The 16,982-nt window shown below is 43.3% G+C and carries 17 protein-coding genes; 6 read left to right on the top strand and 11 right to left on the bottom strand.

The window, feature by feature from the left end:
- Positions 1-6: 6 nt before the first annotated feature.
- Positions 7-999, top strand: coding sequence for a tRNA dihydrouridine synthase DusB (gene dusB, locus EQY75_RS12870; RefSeq protein WP_129606485.1), 993 nt, complete (start codon positions 7-9; stop codon positions 997-999).
- Here the strand turns inward: dusB and EQY75_RS12865 are convergent.
- Positions 996-2,195: an ABC transporter permease gene (locus tag EQY75_RS12865; RefSeq protein WP_129606483.1), complete on the bottom strand. Its 1,200-nt coding sequence runs from the start codon at positions 2,193-2,195 to the stop codon at positions 996-998. The genes dusB and EQY75_RS12865 overlap by 4 nt on opposite strands.
- Positions 2,196-2,588: a 30S ribosome-binding factor RbfA gene (gene rbfA, locus EQY75_RS12860; protein ID WP_129606481.1), complete on the bottom strand. Its 393-nt coding sequence runs from the start codon at positions 2,586-2,588 to the stop codon at positions 2,196-2,198.
- Positions 2,589-2,655: 67 nt separating this feature from the next.
- Between rbfA and mce the strand changes: the two genes are divergently transcribed.
- From mce to EQY75_RS12845, 3 genes are all read left to right on the top strand, one after another.
- Positions 2,656-3,057: a methylmalonyl-CoA epimerase gene (mce, locus tag EQY75_RS12855; RefSeq protein WP_129606479.1), complete on the top strand. Its 402-nt coding sequence runs from the start codon at positions 2,656-2,658 to the stop codon at positions 3,055-3,057.
- Between the two features lie 153 nt (positions 3,058-3,210).
- Entirely contained in the window at positions 3,211-4,080 is an 870-nt protein-coding gene (locus EQY75_RS12850; RefSeq protein ID WP_129606477.1) for a DUF808 domain-containing protein, read from the top strand.
- A gap of 306 nt (positions 4,081-4,386) precedes the next feature.
- Entirely contained in the window at positions 4,387-5,031 is a 645-nt protein-coding gene (locus tag EQY75_RS12845) for a hypothetical protein (RefSeq protein WP_129606475.1), read from the top strand.
- Positions 5,032-5,308: 277 nt separating this feature from the next.
- On the opposite strand, the gene EQY75_RS12840 is transcribed toward EQY75_RS12845, so the two are convergent.
- The 9 genes from EQY75_RS12840 to EQY75_RS12800 form a co-directional block, all read right to left on the bottom strand.
- Positions 5,309-6,322, bottom strand: a complete 1,014-nt coding sequence (locus tag EQY75_RS12840; protein ID WP_165200659.1) for an alpha/beta hydrolase family protein — start codon at positions 6,320-6,322, stop codon at positions 5,309-5,311.
- A gap of 38 nt (positions 6,323-6,360) precedes the next feature.
- On the bottom strand, positions 6,361-7,983 hold the full coding sequence (locus tag EQY75_RS12835) for a hypothetical protein (protein WP_129606471.1): 1,623 nt from the start codon (positions 7,981-7,983) through the stop codon (positions 6,361-6,363).
- Positions 7,984-8,434: 451 nt separating this feature from the next.
- On the bottom strand, positions 8,435-9,040 hold the full coding sequence (locus EQY75_RS12830) for a hypothetical protein (protein ID WP_129606468.1): 606 nt from the start codon (positions 9,038-9,040) through the stop codon (positions 8,435-8,437).
- 140 nt (positions 9,041-9,180) lie between these two features.
- The gene (locus EQY75_RS12825) at positions 9,181-9,516 is read right to left on the bottom strand and encodes a hypothetical protein (protein WP_129606466.1); all 336 of its coding nucleotides are present in this window, start codon (positions 9,514-9,516) and stop codon (positions 9,181-9,183) included.
- 233 nt (positions 9,517-9,749) lie between these two features.
- Positions 9,750-10,826 (bottom strand): nuclease-related domain-containing protein, encoded by a 1,077-nt coding sequence (locus tag EQY75_RS12820; protein WP_129606464.1) that lies wholly within the window; start codon positions 10,824-10,826, stop codon positions 9,750-9,752.
- Between the two features lie 139 nt (positions 10,827-10,965).
- Positions 10,966-11,331: a hypothetical protein gene (locus EQY75_RS12815; protein WP_129606462.1), complete on the bottom strand. Its 366-nt coding sequence runs from the start codon at positions 11,329-11,331 to the stop codon at positions 10,966-10,968.
- Positions 11,332-11,855: 524 nt separating this feature from the next.
- Entirely contained in the window at positions 11,856-12,776 is a 921-nt protein-coding gene (locus tag EQY75_RS12810) for a nuclear transport factor 2 family protein (RefSeq protein WP_129606460.1), read from the bottom strand.
- 179 nt (positions 12,777-12,955) lie between these two features.
- Positions 12,956-13,810, bottom strand: coding sequence for a glycoside hydrolase family 16 protein (locus EQY75_RS12805; protein ID WP_129606458.1), 855 nt, complete (start codon positions 13,808-13,810; stop codon positions 12,956-12,958).
- 409 nt (positions 13,811-14,219) lie between these two features.
- Positions 14,220-14,999, bottom strand: coding sequence for a DUF6090 family protein (locus EQY75_RS12800; protein WP_129606456.1), 780 nt, complete (start codon positions 14,997-14,999; stop codon positions 14,220-14,222).
- A gap of 569 nt (positions 15,000-15,568) precedes the next feature.
- Here EQY75_RS12800 and EQY75_RS12795 point away from each other — a divergent pair.
- Complete coding sequence (locus tag EQY75_RS12795) at positions 15,569-16,435, top strand: YncE family protein (protein WP_129606454.1); 867 nt, start codon at positions 15,569-15,571, stop codon at positions 16,433-16,435.
- Complete coding sequence (locus EQY75_RS12790; RefSeq protein WP_129606452.1) at positions 16,393-16,971, top strand: NHL repeat-containing protein; 579 nt, start codon at positions 16,393-16,395, stop codon at positions 16,969-16,971. The genes EQY75_RS12795 and EQY75_RS12790 overlap by 43 nt, the downstream gene beginning before the upstream one ends.
- The last annotated feature ends 11 nt before the right edge of the window (positions 16,972-16,982 follow it).

Below are 16,982 nucleotides of genomic sequence, written 5' to 3'. Positions count from 1 at the left end.
ACTTGAATGCCACAGATAGGAGACATACAATTACCTGATTTTCCACTCTTGCTCGCCCCGATGGAGGACGTGAGTGATCCCCCCTTTCGCGCCTTGTGCAAGGAGCAGGGAGCTGATGTGGTCTACACAGAATTTATTTCTTCAGAAGGCCTGATCCGGGATGCCGCCAAGAGCGTGATGAAGCTGGACATCTATGAAAAAGAACGCCCGGTGGGGATTCAGATCTTTGGGGCCAACCTCGATTCCATGCTGCAGTCGGTCGAAATTGTAGAGAAATCCAATCCGGATATTATCGATATCAACTTTGGGTGCCCGGTAAAAAAGGTGGTGAGCAAAGGTGCCGGAGCGGGGATACTCAAGGACATAGACCTTATGGTTTCCCTTACAGAGGCCATGGTAAAGCACACCAAGCTACCGGTAACGGTAAAAACAAGACTGGGGTGGGATCATGATTCTATCCGAATTGTGGAGGTAGCTGAACGATTGCAGGATGTAGGCTGCCAGGCTATCGCCATTCACGGCAGGACCCGCGCACAGATGTACAAAGGGGAGGCAGATTGGCACCCTATCGCTGAGGTAAAGAACAATCCCAGAATGCATATCCCTGTCTTTGGAAACGGAGATGTTGACAGTCCGGAAGCCGCCATGCGGATGCGGGACGAATACGGCCTTGACGGAGCCATGATTGGGAGGGCCAGTATTGGTTATCCATGGTTCTTTAAGGAGGTAAAACACTATTTCAAAACGGGCACTCATTTAGCTCCACCGACAATGGAAGAACGGGTAGATGCCGCCAGAAGGCATCTGCAAATGGCGATCGATTGGAAAGGGGAAAAGCTCGGGGTATTTGAAACACGCAGGCACTATACCAATTACTTTAAGGGGATTCCAAATTTTAAGGAATTACGAATGAAAATGGTGACCAGCGATGAGGCCCCCGATGTCTTTGCTGCCTTTGACGAAGCCCTGGAAACTTTCGGGCACCACCAATTTGCCTAAGCCGCTAACAATTTCTTATTCACCCTGCTACTCGCGATCTTTGAAGCAATGAGGCCGAGCACGACAATCGTTCCCAGAACAATTAGCACATTAACAACCTTGTATTCTACCGGGTAGGAAAGGGAAGGGGTGATTTTAAGCCATCCAAAGAGGAGTTGAGACCAGATGAGCAGGGAGGCCAGAAAGACCCCCAACAGGCCTCCGAGACCAGTGACAATTACCCCCTGTAAAAAGTAGATACGACGTATTTCTTTCACTGTTGTACCCAGGCTGTAGAGGGTACGGGAGTTCTGCTGCTTGTCCAGGATCATCATAATAATGGCCCCCACTACATTGAAGAGGGCGATAATAAGCACCAGAGTAAAGATGAGATAAGTAGCCAGGTTTTCGGTATTGAGCATCCGGTAAAGGGTGCTGTTTTGTTCCTCCCTGTCTTTGAGCTGCACCTTGGAGCCCATTACCCTTTTAACTTCGGAACGAACCTCTTCCAGACTGGCCTCGGGAGAAAGTTCAAAGTTGATCCCGGAGATCTCATTGGGTTCACGCTCCAACAAGGCCTGTACCAGGGGCAGATCAGTAAAAACGTATTTCCTGTCCAAATTTTCCTCCACAGCATAGACCCCCGCAGGGACTAGGGCCAGCTGATTATAGGGCTTAGCTTGCAGAGAAGGGCTGCCCTTCCCCGGTTTCGGGGCCAGGACAATAAGCGGATTGCGGTAGTCATTGATCACCAACCCCAGCATATTGGCGATACCCAGGCCGATGACTCCTTGCTGATTGTCAATGGCCCAGTCGCCCCAATAAAGAGCAGAATCGATATGTGTGGCACGGGCGTAGGACGAATCCACCCCTTTGATCCAGGCCACGTGACTCTTTTGTTTGTGGGTGAGATAAACGCGTTCTTCGAGCTCGGCTGAAAAGGAGGCAATACCCTCTATTTCGCTGAGCTGATTCTTTTGTTCTTCGGTGAGGGTGAAGTATTTTCCCGTGAGGGGTTCGGCCTTAAGGGAGGGGTCAAAGGTCTCGGTAAAGGAAAGGCTGAAAGTTTTAAGTCCGGCAAAGCCCGAAAGCACTATAAACAAGGCTGCAGAACCGATGACGATCACCAGGAAGGTGATAAAATTGATGACATTAACCGCATTCTGGCTGCTCTTGGCACGCACATAGCGCTTGGCGATGTACCATGGGAAATTCATTTAGGATTTCTTTCTCTTGGGGAGGAGGTCCGGATTTTCAATGGGGTTTTCCCCTTTTTTCAGGGATTTCTCAATCCCGTCTATGTATTCCAGGGAATCGTCGAGATAAAAGTTGAGGTCCGGCATTCGCCTTAACTGGTTCTTTGTGCGCTGGGCCAGGGCATGCTTAATCATAGGCTGCTGGGCCTTCATCCCTTCGAGCAATTCCTTCCCCCTGGCATTGGGAAATACGCTTACGTGAACCCTGGCAATAGAAAGGTCGGTGGTAACGCTCACCTTGGTAACAGAGATGATGGTCCCCTGCATGCCTCCGTCTGTGGCGGCACGCTGCAGGATGTCTGCCAGGTCTTTCTGTATGACCCCTGCTATTTTTTTCTGTCGCTGCGTTTCCATAGGACAAAAGTACGTAGAATAATGTGTAATTTCGAGGGAGGAATACAGAAGTACAAAAGACAATAACATGAATAAGATTGAACATCTGGGTATCGCGGTAAAGGACCTGGAGAAAAGCAATGCCCTTTTTGCCCAATTGTTTGGCACGGCACACTACAAAATGGAAGAAGTAGCCTCCGAAGGGGTAAAAACCTCCTTTTTTAAAACCGGCCCCAATAAGATCGAATTGCTTGAAGCCACCAATGAAAACAGCCCTATTGCCAAATTCATAGAAAAAAAAGGAGAAGGGATCCACCATATCGCCTTTGAGGTAGACGATATCCGTGCAGAAATTGCACGATTAAAGGCCGAAGGTTTTACCATCCTCAACGAAGAACCCAAAAAGGGGGCGGACAATAAATGGGTGGCCTTTTTGCATCCAAAGACTACTAATGGGGTTTTGATAGAGCTTTGTCAGGAACGGGTGTAAAGCACCAAATTCCAAGCACCAAGCACCAAATTCTAATTCCTTGTTTTGGAATTTGGAATTTGTCATTTGGAATTTGCCCTTCAGTTTTAAAACCAAAGTTGGTACCTTATTATTAAAACTCATATTTTATATTTGAGCCCCAATTAAAAGTTTATGGCTTCCGGATTTTTTGCGGTTTTAGATGATGTAGCTACCCTGCTTGATGATGTTGCTTCGATGAGCAAGATAGCGACGGAGAAGACCGCCGGTATCCTGGGGGATGATCTGGCCGTTAATGCCGAAAAGGCCTCGGGCTTTGTCTCCAAAAGGGAGCTCCCTGTTCTTTGGGCCATCACCAAAGGCTCTCTGCTCAACAAGATCATTATCCTGCCCGCAGCTTTCCTGTTGAGCGCTTTTATCCCCTGGATGGTAACGCTGATCCTTGTGTTAGGCGGACTATACCTTGCCTTTGAAGGTGCCGAAAAAGTCTACGAATTCTTTGTTCCCCACGAACACGCCCATATCCCGGCAGATCTTAAAGTAGAGAGTAAAAGTGATATTCTGGCGATGGAGAAAGAGAAAATCAAATCGGCCATAGTAACCGACTTTATCCTCTCCGTTGAAATTGTGATTATTGCTCTGGGGACCGTGCTAAATGAGCCCCTGACGGTTCAGATCCTTGTGGTTTCTGTTATCGCTTTACTGGCCACCGTTGGGGTTTATGGAATCGTTGCCCTTATCGTTCGGATGGATGAATTTGGAACGCGACTGATCAATTTTAACAAAGAAGAAAACAGCATTTCAGATATAATAGGTCGATTTTTTGTCAATGCCCTCCCGGTGGTGATCAAGGCTCTTTCCATTATTGGGACATTGGCTCTTCTGTTGGTCTCTGGCGGTATCTTTGCGCATAATCTTGATTTTCTCCACAATCCGATTCCGGCATTGCCTGATCTCCTTTATGAATTTGTTTTGGGATTGCTTATTGGCTTTGTAGTGCTTTTGCTTTTTAAAGGAGCGAAGAAGCTTTTTAAAAAATCCTGAAGAACATCGGGAAATGAATCACCAAGTATAATCCCGATAGCTATCGGGACTGCAAATCTTCGGGGATTCCGCATCATACTTTTCCTCCCCCTCCAGGTATTTAGGAATCTAAGGATCAAATAGTAAAGCTAAGCCGATCCTTGGATAACCCATATCCTCCTTTGGGACAGTATAAGTCAGTACTCGTCCGTATTTCAGGGATTATCGTTTTAAATTCGAGTAGTTTAAATAACTACTTCAACAGCATCTTTTCTATTCCGCCTGGGAAGTACAGACAGATTTAATTTTAACCTTAAAACCAAACAAATGAAAACGCCATTCTCATTTAGACTGAGGTATGTCTTTGCCTTCACCTCCTTATTCGCTTTTATCTTTGTACTCTCCTGCACTCAGGATTCGGTAATAGAACCCGCTGAGAATCTAACCAGTGTTAATGCAAAGTCTTCTAAAGGTAAAAAAGCGACCAGGGCCTGGAAAGGGAAGTTTACCAATGTAGGTGACTTTGAAATCCCACTCGTTTCTTGCTTCCCTGAGGAAGCCGGATTTGCTTTAACTACAAATTTTATTTCTGGCAATATGACTCATTTGGGTAAAATTCAAATGGGGAGCTATGGCCGACCTCAGCCTGGAACTTGTAGCCTCACCGGTCCAAATACCGCAGATGTAGTTTTTCACGTAAATTATATTGGTGCTCATGGCGATATGATCACAACTATAGAACACGTTTCCCTTACAGTTGATTTTGAAGCTGACCCTAACGGCCTTACGGGATCTTTTGACAATACTTTAGATGAGAATGGCGATAGAATACCTATTACTATCTTGTCTGGAACGGGCAGATTTGAAGGAGCTGAAGGTGAACTGTACTTTAAAAATGCCGTCTTTACACCCAATCCTAACGGTCCGGGCACAGTGGGCTCATGGAGACTTGAGGGGAAAATTACCTATTAGAAATAATTTACTTTAGAAATAATAAACCCGGCCAAAATGGCTGGGTTTTTCTTTATCGACTCTAACAACTAGATGGCGCGAGAATGATTCTCGTGCCCGAAGAGTCATGAAATTGGTTTTGATGTAGTTAAATATGTAGGTTCTTCAAGAATATTATAGAGTACATTTTATTCTTTTATGTTCATTTTACCTTGATGTAAAATGAATGAAAACCTATGAATCTCAATTTTGAAGTTTTGGAATTTGTTATTTGTGATTTGGAATTTGTGTCTCCGACCTATTTGTCCGGAGACGTCAGTTCGTATCCCTGATTAATCCCCTTCTCCATCGCCGGAACGCCTCTCTCCATCCACTTGGGCTTGGGATCTCCCTTCAGATAGTGATCAAAGAACTGCGCCATACGGATCGTAAAATCCTTGCGGTTTTGCAGTTTGAGGGGCCAGTGCGGTTCCCCGTTGTAATTTAGGAACCAGGAAGGTTTTCCCAGGCGTCTCAGGCTCACAAAAAACTCGATCCCCTGATACCAGGGCACGTGCCCATCGGCATCATTGTGCATGATAAGCAGGGGGGTATTGATCTTGTCGATATTAAAAATGGGGGAGTTCTCCAGATAGCGGGTAGGGTATTCCCAGGGGGTGCCCCCAATTCGGCTTTGGGTGTGCTCATATTGGAATTGCCGGCTAAGGCCCGTCCACCATCGGATGCCTCCATAGGCAGAGATCATATTAGGGACCGGTGCCCCGGCTTCGGCAGCCTTAAAGATGTCTGTTTTAGTCACCAGATAGGCGATCTGGTAGCCGCCCCAGCTATGCCCTTGTACGCCGATATTATCCTTGTCTACAAAGCCCTTTTCAATGAGGGAGGTAATGCCGGGAATAACGCAGTTATAGGCAGATTCTCCGGGATAACCGATACGGTAATGTACATCCGGATTAAAGATGAGGTAGCCCCTGCTCGCGTAAAAGGAATAATTGATGGTTGATCTGCCGGCCGAGGGCGCTCTGTGCCGGTACAACCCATCTGAGCTGCGCTCATAGAAGTTCACGAGCATTGGGTACTTTTTAGTAGGATCAAAATTCTCGGGCTTTACCAGCATCCCTGTGAGCTCTATCCCATCCAGGGAGGTCCAGGTGACGAGTTCGTTGGTGCCCCAGTTGTACTCTTGCTGTTGCGGATTGGCCTCGCTGATCTTAGTGGGGCTATTCATGTCCAGATCTGCCACCCACAGGTCAGGGAATTCGGTAAAGGATTCGCGGGTATAGAGCAGTTGGTTGGCCAGTTCAGATTTCATGGGATAACCAAAACGGTAGGGTCCGCTTAGTAAGCTAGTTAGGCTATTGCGCTTAAAATCGTAGGAGGCAAAGCCGCTGCTTTTATCTTTTTCATTAAACGTGCGAAGCAACATTTTTTGAGAGGTATCGATATGGTCCTGTTCCCAATTGAGTTGTACATAGCGGTACTGGGTTTGGGTTTCCCTGCCTTTTGTGAGTCGGCTTGATTCCCCGGTCCTGGGATTGAATTTCCAGATATCATATCGGTCGTACAATAGCAGGGCCTCGTCTTTTCTGTCCACCCCACGATGCCGTAGGGACTGGGGTGACTGGGAGAATCATGGGTTTCGTCGTAGAAGACCTTGTCTTTGGTCAGAGGTTTGTATTGGTCCTTTTTGATGTCATAGCTAAACCAGAGGCTGTCTGCATTGTTATAGCCGTATACAAAATTGCCTTTGGGGCTGAGATCTACCCTACCGGCCACCTTGGCTAGTATTTTTTTCTGCGCTCCGGTGGCGAGGTTGAAAACGGCATAGTCACGTGCCCGTTCCCCAGTCCATTGCGATTCTAGTGCGTAGGGCGTGGAGTTGATCAAAAGGGCCACAGGGGCATTCCCATTCGCTGTCAGGATGATCTCCGGGTAGGTATCGTTGCCCAATTGGGTAAGGGCATTCTTTTTGTCTAAGTGAATCACGGAGGTATAGGCCTGAACTGTATCGTTCTTGAGCTGTAGTTCCTGAACCGTATAAAGTTGGGGTTCGTCATAGGTCCAGACCTCTACGTTGACGATTTCTTCTTCCAGGAGGGAGGTGTCTTTAATAATGGGTGGTTTGGCCAGGCCAAAGTAGAGTTTGGTCTCGTCTTTGGAGAAATGCACTTTTTCGTAAGGGGAGGGGCGGAGGTTGTTGCCTGTGGTATTGGCATCTACCAGTTTTTCGGCCGCGGCCATCCCCGTTTGCCAGTGATAGAGTTCCCGGGGGCGGAGTTGCACTTTGGTGGTATCGGTGTCTACTACAAAACCCAGGTGGTTGCCAGACTCAGAAAAGTTGAGCTGGGCGTATTTCGCTTTTGCGGCTTCGTGGATTTTGGTAAGGGAGGGCTTGTCCAGCTCAAGGACATAGATGGCGGCATTGGCACTATCATTCTCTCCGGTGGTTGCCCAGGCCAGGGCCTTGCCTTTTTTGGCAAAGGTATAGTCAGTGACAAATTTAAAGGTGTCTTGTTGCCGGCTTTGCAGGTTTCGGACTAGCAGGTGGTAGCCGTTTTTCTTGCTGACTTTCTTTTCTTTTTTGTTTTTCTTTGATTTTTCAACCGTACTATCCTGATAAGCCTTTTTTAAAGTGTCTTCAGACACCACTTCTATTTCCTCCAGCTGGTAGGCGATATAGCCGCTCCATTTTTCCGGCACCTTATAGGATTTGATATTTCCAAGTCTTTCTAATTCTCCGGAGTCTAAATGATAGATCCCCAGGCTGTCTTTGGGCATATCCAACTTTTTTACCTTTCGACGCTTCATCTCCATAACACTGTCTTTCCAGGCGGTGATGCTAAAAACCAGGGCTTTGGAATCATAGGTAAACTCCCCTTTGGAAGCCCGGGCATAACTAAAGACTTCCTGCCCGTTGGCACGTTTTAGTGTTAAAAACTGGTCCTTTTCCCCCTGCTCCAGGCTATAGGCCACATAGGCGCCGTTAGGGGAGATCCTTTGGTTTTCTATGGTGTTCCAAATTTCGAGATCCTCATGGGTAAGGACTTTTTTTGGGCGGTGAGGAAAAGGGAAAGAAGTAAAAGAAAGAGCGAAACAAAAGGCTTCATAAGAATGGTATTAATGAAAGCCCTAAATATAGTATTTCTGATTGTCAAATTTCCACTAAGCTCGATATGACATAAATAAAATGAACAAATCCCGATAGCTATCGGGAAAGAAGATTTCAGGAAATATTTCCCCGATGGCCATCGGGGAAAAAACTATTGATGTGACTAACGCTTCAACTATTTCCGAAATTTAGGCAAAAGTATCAAAACCGAATACTTAATCTATATATTGTCTGCTTTACATAGATATAAATATTTAGCTTTAGGATAGCTCTGGCGTTTATGGCAGAATTTCTAGCTAAAAAATGATAATTATCCTAATAGTTTGGGCTTCCACCTGCTACACACTTCATACCACAACTGGCATAATCCATTTCACAAAGGGCTCCAGCAAAAAAGCCAACTGCCAATTTCATTGCCCCTGCATGAGGCGCGCCTGGCACGGATGGAATACTACCTACTCCTCCGGATGCTATTTTGTAACAATCCGACCTAACTTCTTTACACGACTCAAGACAATTTGACCGAGGATCATTGAACATATTGGTAAAATTGTTAAAAACATACTTATTAAATTCCTCTACCTCTTGTTCATTTTGAAATTGCATTTCTTTAGAAAGTTCTAAAAAAGCTTTATTTAATTCCAGGTTAAATTCATTAAACTCAGATAGTGATTTAAATTCCAACGCCTCACTCATTGACAAACTAAACTCTCTAATTGAAATTTGTTGTGACCTATAATCTGAATATACTTCCCGAAATGTTTGTGATTCTTTTATTCTATCTACTAATGATTTTTGTAATTCGTTCATTTTCAGGAAATTCTTACTTTTAATGATACGAGTTGAAATAGGGTCAAGATCATTAGCGAAACTGTTCATTGCGAATGATGAAACTAGTAACAATAGAATAAATTTTTTCATTTTGTAGTATTTAATAAGATTATTCTATCAAAATAAGAATAAAATTCCTACTAAACAAAACTCATTAAGCTCCGTTGTTCGTGGCTGGCATTTTTTGAGCTAGATATGTTAAATTTTAGAGCATCAGGATAATCAAAAGCTTAAAAATCTATTTCGTATGAAGCTGATGCACCTTCCGTTGTTACTTTTAAGGCAAAGGGTTCTTCATTCTTTGAAACATGAATTTCAATAGTGGGAGTTCCGCCTTGATAATTACCTATTTGAACTTCACACTTAAACCCCTTTTTTACAGGTCCATAGGTTTGATTCCAACTTCTTACCTGGGTACCGGTATTACTGTAGATACCATTTGGGGCTGGGGCTTGAGTGTTGTAAGTTTCCTCTTTATTACAAGAAGAAAAGGTGAAAATAGCTAATGCGCTAATTATCATCAGTGTATAGATTAAAATACCCTTTTTTAGCAAGTGTAATTTCATTTTGATTTTTTTATTATTTAATAGTAATTATTTTCATTATTTACATCACTGCTTATTGCTTGTTACTAACTCCCTTTCTAATATTTAAAGTTGTATATATTCAAAATCACAGCATGAGATAATATATAAAGGAGTTTCTATTTATAGCTTACGAAAAATACTTTTTTAAAAGGAAATAGTTGACTTTTTAACCTTAATGTTTATATGGTATTATCTGCGACCAGGAATAGTTGTTAGCTTTTAATTGATAACAAATACTTTGCAATTCTACTCACCTCTTCATCATCAAATACAGGATCAAAAAATTCGATATAACTGTTAAGCTCATTTAATTTCTTAATGGTGACGAATTTGAATTCCCCAATGGGCTTATGGTTAATCATTGCAACAATATTTCGGACAGGTAGTTTTTTTTGACCCCAGTGATGTTCTTTGAGCAGCATATGGGAAGTTGATGTATTGCTATTGAGAGTGACAAAAAGAGCATATTGCGTTCGGCGAATCTGTCTTATGGGGGATCTCAGGTCATATCTTAAAATTGACTCTTTACTCCAGTTCTTAGTCTCAATAATAAAGATACCGGCTCTTGTTACCAATAGATGATCAATTTGAATACTGAATATAAGATCGCCCCTTTGTTTCCAAAGTATTGGATTACTGAATTTTAATGAAAAGTCGTTGATGAGAACATTGGCACCTGACAATTTCTTTAGTTCTTTGGCTATCAAATGTTCCCCTATTGCACCCGCTATTAAGGGGTTTAAAGCAGAAACAACTTTCTTTGTTTGCGATAATTCTTCGTATTTAGGAGCAGATCGCTTAGAGATTATTTTTTGCTTGTTTCTACTAAACTCCCTGAGATCCTCTTGGACAGACGAGAGTTGTTTGTTTAGACTATTAGTACGCCATCGTAGAAGTAAGGGTATAGCTCTTTGGAAGAGAAATTTGTAGAAGAGATAGAATTGAAGCTGATACCAATAGGCCAACTCCAAAACGGCATTCTTAGCGGGTTTTGAAGAAAGATAGTTACACTTCTCTTTAAGTCGGTCTAGTTTATTATTTAGCCTTTGTTTTACAGTCTCTTTTACATCATTGTATTCGTGCTTCAGCACTCTCTCCTTTGCATTTAGAATTTCTAAATCCAGATCGTATTTGCGTTCAACGTTAAAGAATAGATCTTCTTTTTCGCTCTCGTAGTTTCGCAAAAACCTATTGATATCACCAACGGAATTGAATCGGGAAATTCCATTTTGGTCTAGAGTTTTTCTAATGGCTTTTAAGGATTCTATTTGGCCGTAGACCTTTGTCATAGATTAGTGGTGAAAATTGCACCATTTCTTCATTTAACGAAATTTACAGCTTTTCCTAGAAAAATATAATGATAATAGTTAAAGAGGGCTTTTGGTCGGTCGTATATCTACTCTCTTTACTTAATCTTAATTACCTCATCTAATCCCCATTATATGAAGCTGGCGGAAGCGCGGAATAGCTTTTCCAATCAGAACCTTCAATATAAGACCATAAACCGGTATCATCGGGTAATACCATCCCCGGAGTAGTAGATGCAGCCTCAATCCACTTTGTTTTTTCAACGATAACCTCCCCATTTATTCTTAATATAATGCTTTCCAGGCCATCGTTTACTAGGGTAGAATCATTTAACCGCACAAAGAGTCCTAAATCACCTATTTCGTCTGTTTTATACGTAGAGGACCAGGGCAAACGCACCTGATATTCATTGCCGTAACCCCCGCCTTGTATCCTTCTCGATAATCCCTGGCCGTTTACTTCCCAGGTAATTTCGTATGCCCCCATGGCATCGTCTTTGCCACAACTGAGAAGGACAAGAAAAATTAAGAGGGTAATTTTCTTAATGAATGTTCTTTTTACAAATAGCATCAATACCTAAAACGAAAAGATTTTTGAAATATGACATTTATTGGGGTTTTTTAGATGAAAGGAAGGGTTAGCTTTAGTATTCTAATATTCTAATGGGTTTTTGTTCTTTTTACCTTGATGAAAAAAGAACCTAAAAAATCTTCGGGTTCTCCTTATTGATACCTTACACTTTAAAATAAACTTTCAGGCGTGTGAATTGAATTTCTGCTGTAGGTACTATGATATCTTTCAAATTTCGATTGTAGTTGGAATTTGGAATTTGGGATTTGGAATTTGGTGCTTGGTGCTTGGTGCTTGGTGCTTCCTACCTCATATTTCCTTTCCTTGCTTGCCGTACCAATCCCGATAGCTATCGGGACTGAAAAACTTCGGGTTCTCTAGGCAATAAAAAATCCGATCTACAATTATAGATCGGATTTTTATTTGATGTTCCTAATCGGTTAGTCGAGCCACTTACTGCTCATATACGCCATGGAGCGGGTGATCTCCCCATCTTTATTAAAGTCGTGCGAATACATCACCGGCATCACAATTTTTTTGTCGTCAGATTTACGTGTAAGTCGGATGTCCCACCAGCTGTAAACCGTTCGTCCGTCACGCAGGTCGTATTCCACATAGTCCGGATATCCCACAACGTCTATGGATGTGATGTCGAATTTGCTCATCATTTCCTTGAGGTTGGCTTTGGACTCTTCCATGGTGAGGGATTCGCCCCTGGGCGTTTCAAGATTAGTGAAACGGGCTTTTTCTGAAAAGAAGCTGTAGCCCTTTTCCATATCCCCGTGTTCAAAGGCATGCATCATACGGCGCACACTGTTGATGTTGTCGTGATGATTATAAACTGTTCCATTCTTACGGTCCTCGAAGCTCTCACCTATCTCCCGGTAAACGGCTTCGTTGTGGTAGCTGATGGCCATATCAATGAGTCCGTCCTTAAAGCGGTACATACGGTGTACAGGCACGTCTATTTTTACACCGGTTTCGTTGTGAACCCCTTTCAGCTGGTCCCAGGTTTGCACCCACATCTGCCCGTCTTTATATTCAAGGGCATCAGGGTAAGCACCCCCGCTCGGACTCAGGCTGAGGTAGGCTACATTTTTATTCCACCATTTTGCCCCACCGGCAAAGTTGGCCTTGCTGCCGCCTTTGGCGTCCTTGTTAGTGCCTGAACCGTTATAAGATTTAAAGTCGTCGTGCAAGTAGGAAGCCACTTTAGCACTATCCCCGGCGACCCATGCGGCCTGCATGGCATTGACCTTGGTTATAGCCTCGTGTTCTTTGTAAATGGTTCCGTTTTTTTCTTTTTGGCCGTAGGCTGTCATTAAGCCCAAAGCAAGGGCTAAAAGCATTACTTTTTTCATTGTGATTGGTTTTAGGTTGATTAACTGAGATAAGGTATGAATTTATTTTAGATTATTGATATTGACAAGTTAATTAAGCCATCCCACATCTCAATTCCTGATTAAGCGCTAGTAGATTTCCACGAATAAAGCCCCAAAAATTATAGGGATGGTTCTTGACTCGTTATCTTTTTAGAGTATTATTTCCGGGCTTCGTGCTTCACCCAGTCGACCTCCATGACCCATTCTCCCTCCATGGGGTTATCGGTGATTTTTGCAAAGTTGAGGATGGCAAACATAGGTTCGGGATAGTTGTCACCCTCGCCTTCATTCCGATAAACTTCTTCTCCGTCTAATCGGTATACCAGGTCACTTCCTTCCCATTCTACAGAGTACTCGTGGTAGTCATCCAGGGTGGCGGGGAAGTCTTTGCGAAAACTCCACCAGTCGCCTTTATCACATTCCCCTTCGCTCTTGATGGCCCCGGTGGTAAAGTGATCTTTTTTTACATCCCCGTGATGCTCAAAGATGTCGATCTCCCCTGATCCTGTAAGGGGCCAGCAGACGGTCTCGTCTGCCTCCTGCACGGGTGATTCGTTATTGCGGGCTCCCAACAGCCACCATGCCGGAAACATACTGGGTTGACCGTTTCCGTGCAGCCTTAGGCGGGCTGTCCATTTTCCTTTAATAAATTCTTTGCGGTTTTTAGAACAGATCCTCCCGGCCATATAAGGGGTATCGGGATGTTGTTCTCCATGTTTGTCCAGGTTGTCGCAGGGCCGTGCTTCTCCGGTGTTCACCACCTTGAGTTTTAAGGTGCCTTCGCGCACCTCCCGAGTGCCGAATTCCCCGTCGGGAACATAACACTGAAGTTCGTTATTTACCCAGATCCGCTGGTCTTGCCAGTTATCGGGATCAAAAGAATCAAAATCGTCAAGGAAGTCGGTTTCCCACATAGCCACCTCCGCAGCTTCTTTGTTTTCTTCTTTTTTCTCCCCGGTTTTGCAACTCAGGATAACTAAAAGGATAAGGACAATAAGGGTGAATGCTCTCATAGGATTCATGTTAGTTGTGGTTCTCTAAGATAATCATCTTGTTTTAATTTTGGAAAGCCTTGATTGATATTGCTACATTAGCCGTTTAGCTCCCCGGGGATAAGGATAATACGAGGAATACTCTTGCCGACTATGTTTCCAGCCAGTATCATTATTCACGCCTATAAATTGAGCTATTGTATAGAAATCTCATTTTGAATCATAAATATAAATATAGCTTTATGCTGTTTTCTGCCTTGCATAATGCAATTCTGCTGGCCGCACCCTAAATTCTTACAATTTTCTGGTCGCTTTAAATAATGCGGGGAACTTAAAAACGCAAATTTTAAATTCATTGAAGGATATCTGCCTGCCATCCTTAAGAGACTTCAAAAGGGGCAGACAAGACAGGTTTGTGCCAGCTAAGAGGCTATTCATCAATTTGTTCAAGAATTTTTTTGATATGTTGGGATAGGGTTTCGGCCTGAATATTTCCTATACTGTGAATCATAATTGAAAACCCTAGATGGTCCTCCAGATCCTCTTCCTCCAATAATAGATTCGGATCCGTTGTTCTGTTAGATTTGCCTATTCTGTTGTTAAAAGACTTCGACTTATCCAAAAAAACTGTTTCCATCATCTCCATATCTTCCTGTACACTATCATAGATATTCCGCGTCCGAAAGTGTTGGGTAAGGAATTTGATATGATAATTATCACGGTAAAACACCCATTGTTGTTCTTCTTCCACCAGTTGATCTACCTGGCTTGGCCAATCAGCCAAAAGAGCTCTCAAAGAATCATTTTCGATGAGGCCAACATCTCTTGCCGTGAAAAAGTCTTTAGAACTCGTATTGAAAGTGGGGATAAAAACAGTACGTTGCAGATAATAAACTATAGAGTCCGGATTATCTAAATGATCATTATCAATATATTCGAGAAGCTTTTTGGAGGAATAAATTATATTATTTCTCTGCTGTGTTTTATTTCTTATTTGATTTAGATCGTTTGTGAATTCCTGTTTTAACTGATTTAAAAGTACTTTCTCTTTAAGCCTGCTTTTTCTATTTTCATTCCAATTGTCGATCTGAAGTGCAATCACAATACCTATGACCACCAACAGAATTTCTCCAATAGCATAAAAAAGGTATTTACCAATTCGGTTGTCAGAAATAAGCTGCTGACGGATTTTACGGAAGAATTTTATCATGAATTAAAGGTTGGCTACAAAATAATTTAAGGGCCATTGGCGCTTAGAAACCTTTGGCCTCATTCGATTTTGTGTTGGCTGAGATTCTCTAAGATAATCATCTTGTTTTAATTTTGGAAAATCTCAAAAGATGCTTTTGAATTAACAGCAGAGCTCACCGGGCACGGGTTTTAACTTGAATCAACCAGGAGCTTGGAATTTGGTCCCTCCCTATAACTATCAGGACTATCGGGATGGTGTCTGGAACTTCTAACCTTGTTATAAATTCCCGCACTATTGCATGAATACCTTTTCCTCCAAACTTATTTTCAAACGATCCTTATTTTTCCAAAAACGGTCTTTAATCTTCTGAATAATCACATCAAATTCCAAATGGTTTTTTAAGGGGTTTAATACCGGATCCAATATTCGTTTAATTACCATTAATCATCGCCCGGACAGTATTTAGTGTATTTCGTCCTACCCGGCGTAGTATTTCATTTTATATGGGCTATATTAATTATCTGGGTAATTCGTTGTATCCCTCTGTTTTGCATATCATTAATAACCAACCATTAAAATTAACTCTTATGAAAACCATTCAAAAATCAATCCTAGAGGCTCTGCTTAGAGCGGCACTTCTCGTGGTGTTCATTCTGTCCTATTCTTGTAGTGAAGACCCGGTTTCAAATCAGGAAAACCTCGAAGCCACTAGTGCAAGGTCTAAATCAAAAAACAAAAAGAAATCCGGGAATGCTGTATTAAAGACCCTGGTTAAAGGCGCCGCATTAAATGCCGCAAATGGTCTTGACATTGGACCGGACGGACATATCTATGTAGGTACTGTTAACGGACAAGAGATTGCCGTGATAAACAAGAACAATGGGAAAATTATCGAAAGAATAAGGGAAGGCGTTGATGGCCCTGATGATGTGGTGTTTTCTCCGGATGGAACTGCACTGTACTGGACCGATATCCTCACGGGAGAAGTGGGGCGTCTGAAAGACGGAGTTGTTAAGAAACAGTTTGTGGCCCCAGGGGTGAATCCCATCCGCTTCTCTGAAGATGGAAGGCTTTTTGTCGCCCTGGATTTTCTGGGAGATGGTTTGTTCGAATTGGATCCGGAACTTGATCTTCCACCTCGTCATATCATATCCTGTCCTACAGGATTTTGCTTAGGGTTTTTCAATTCCTTCGACACAAGGGTGGAGGAGGATGGCCGTTTAGTATTGTACGGGCCCTGTTTGCCCTCAATTTGGTTATTGCGATTGATGTTGACGCCATTCCCGATAACACCGTATTTCCTGCAGACCTGTCGGGCCTGTTTAGTCCAGCCATTCGAATTGTTGCAGGAAGTTTTCCTCCTCCGTCAGATTTGTTTAATCCCGCGGCTGCCAAGTTTGGCCCGGATGGCTTGTTATATGTACTGGATCAGGCCGGTAAAGTTTGGAAGGTAAATCCGGATGGGGAAGATGACAAAACGCTGTTCACTACCCTGCAACCGGGTCTGGATAACATGACCTTTGACGATGACGGCTCACTGTATATGACCAATAATGACGAAGGCTGGGTAGCCGAAATTCTCAAAAGTGGCCAGGCGCGAATCCTAAGTCCAGGGGGCATTATAATGCCACAAGGACTGGCCGTTATGGAAGGATCAAATAATCAGGACATACTCTACGAGGCTGATCTGTTTCAACTACGGCAATTCAACGGAACCAGCGGCCAACAGCAAAACAATTATAAGGGATATCTCATCCCTGTGGTACCCGAAAAAGGCCTGGCCTCCCTGATCCTGCCCATGAATGTAACGGCAGACGGGGACGATCTTATCATAACTTCATTTTTTAGTCCCGGATTGCAGGTATGGAACCCGAACGAGGGTGTCATAGAAAATTATGCTGCACCACAAATTGATGCTCCGGTCGATGCCACAAGGGTTCAGGGAGAAATTTATGTCAATGACGTGGGGCTAGGGGGATCATCCGGCTGAGCGACAATGCA

The sequence above is a fragment of the Muriicola soli genome (assembly GCF_004139715.1).
Classification (GTDB): Bacteria; Bacteroidota; Bacteroidia; order Flavobacteriales; family Flavobacteriaceae; genus Muriicola; species Muriicola soli.
Note: the sequence above shows the minus strand (reverse complement) of the source record. Positions and strands in the feature narration are given on the sequence as shown.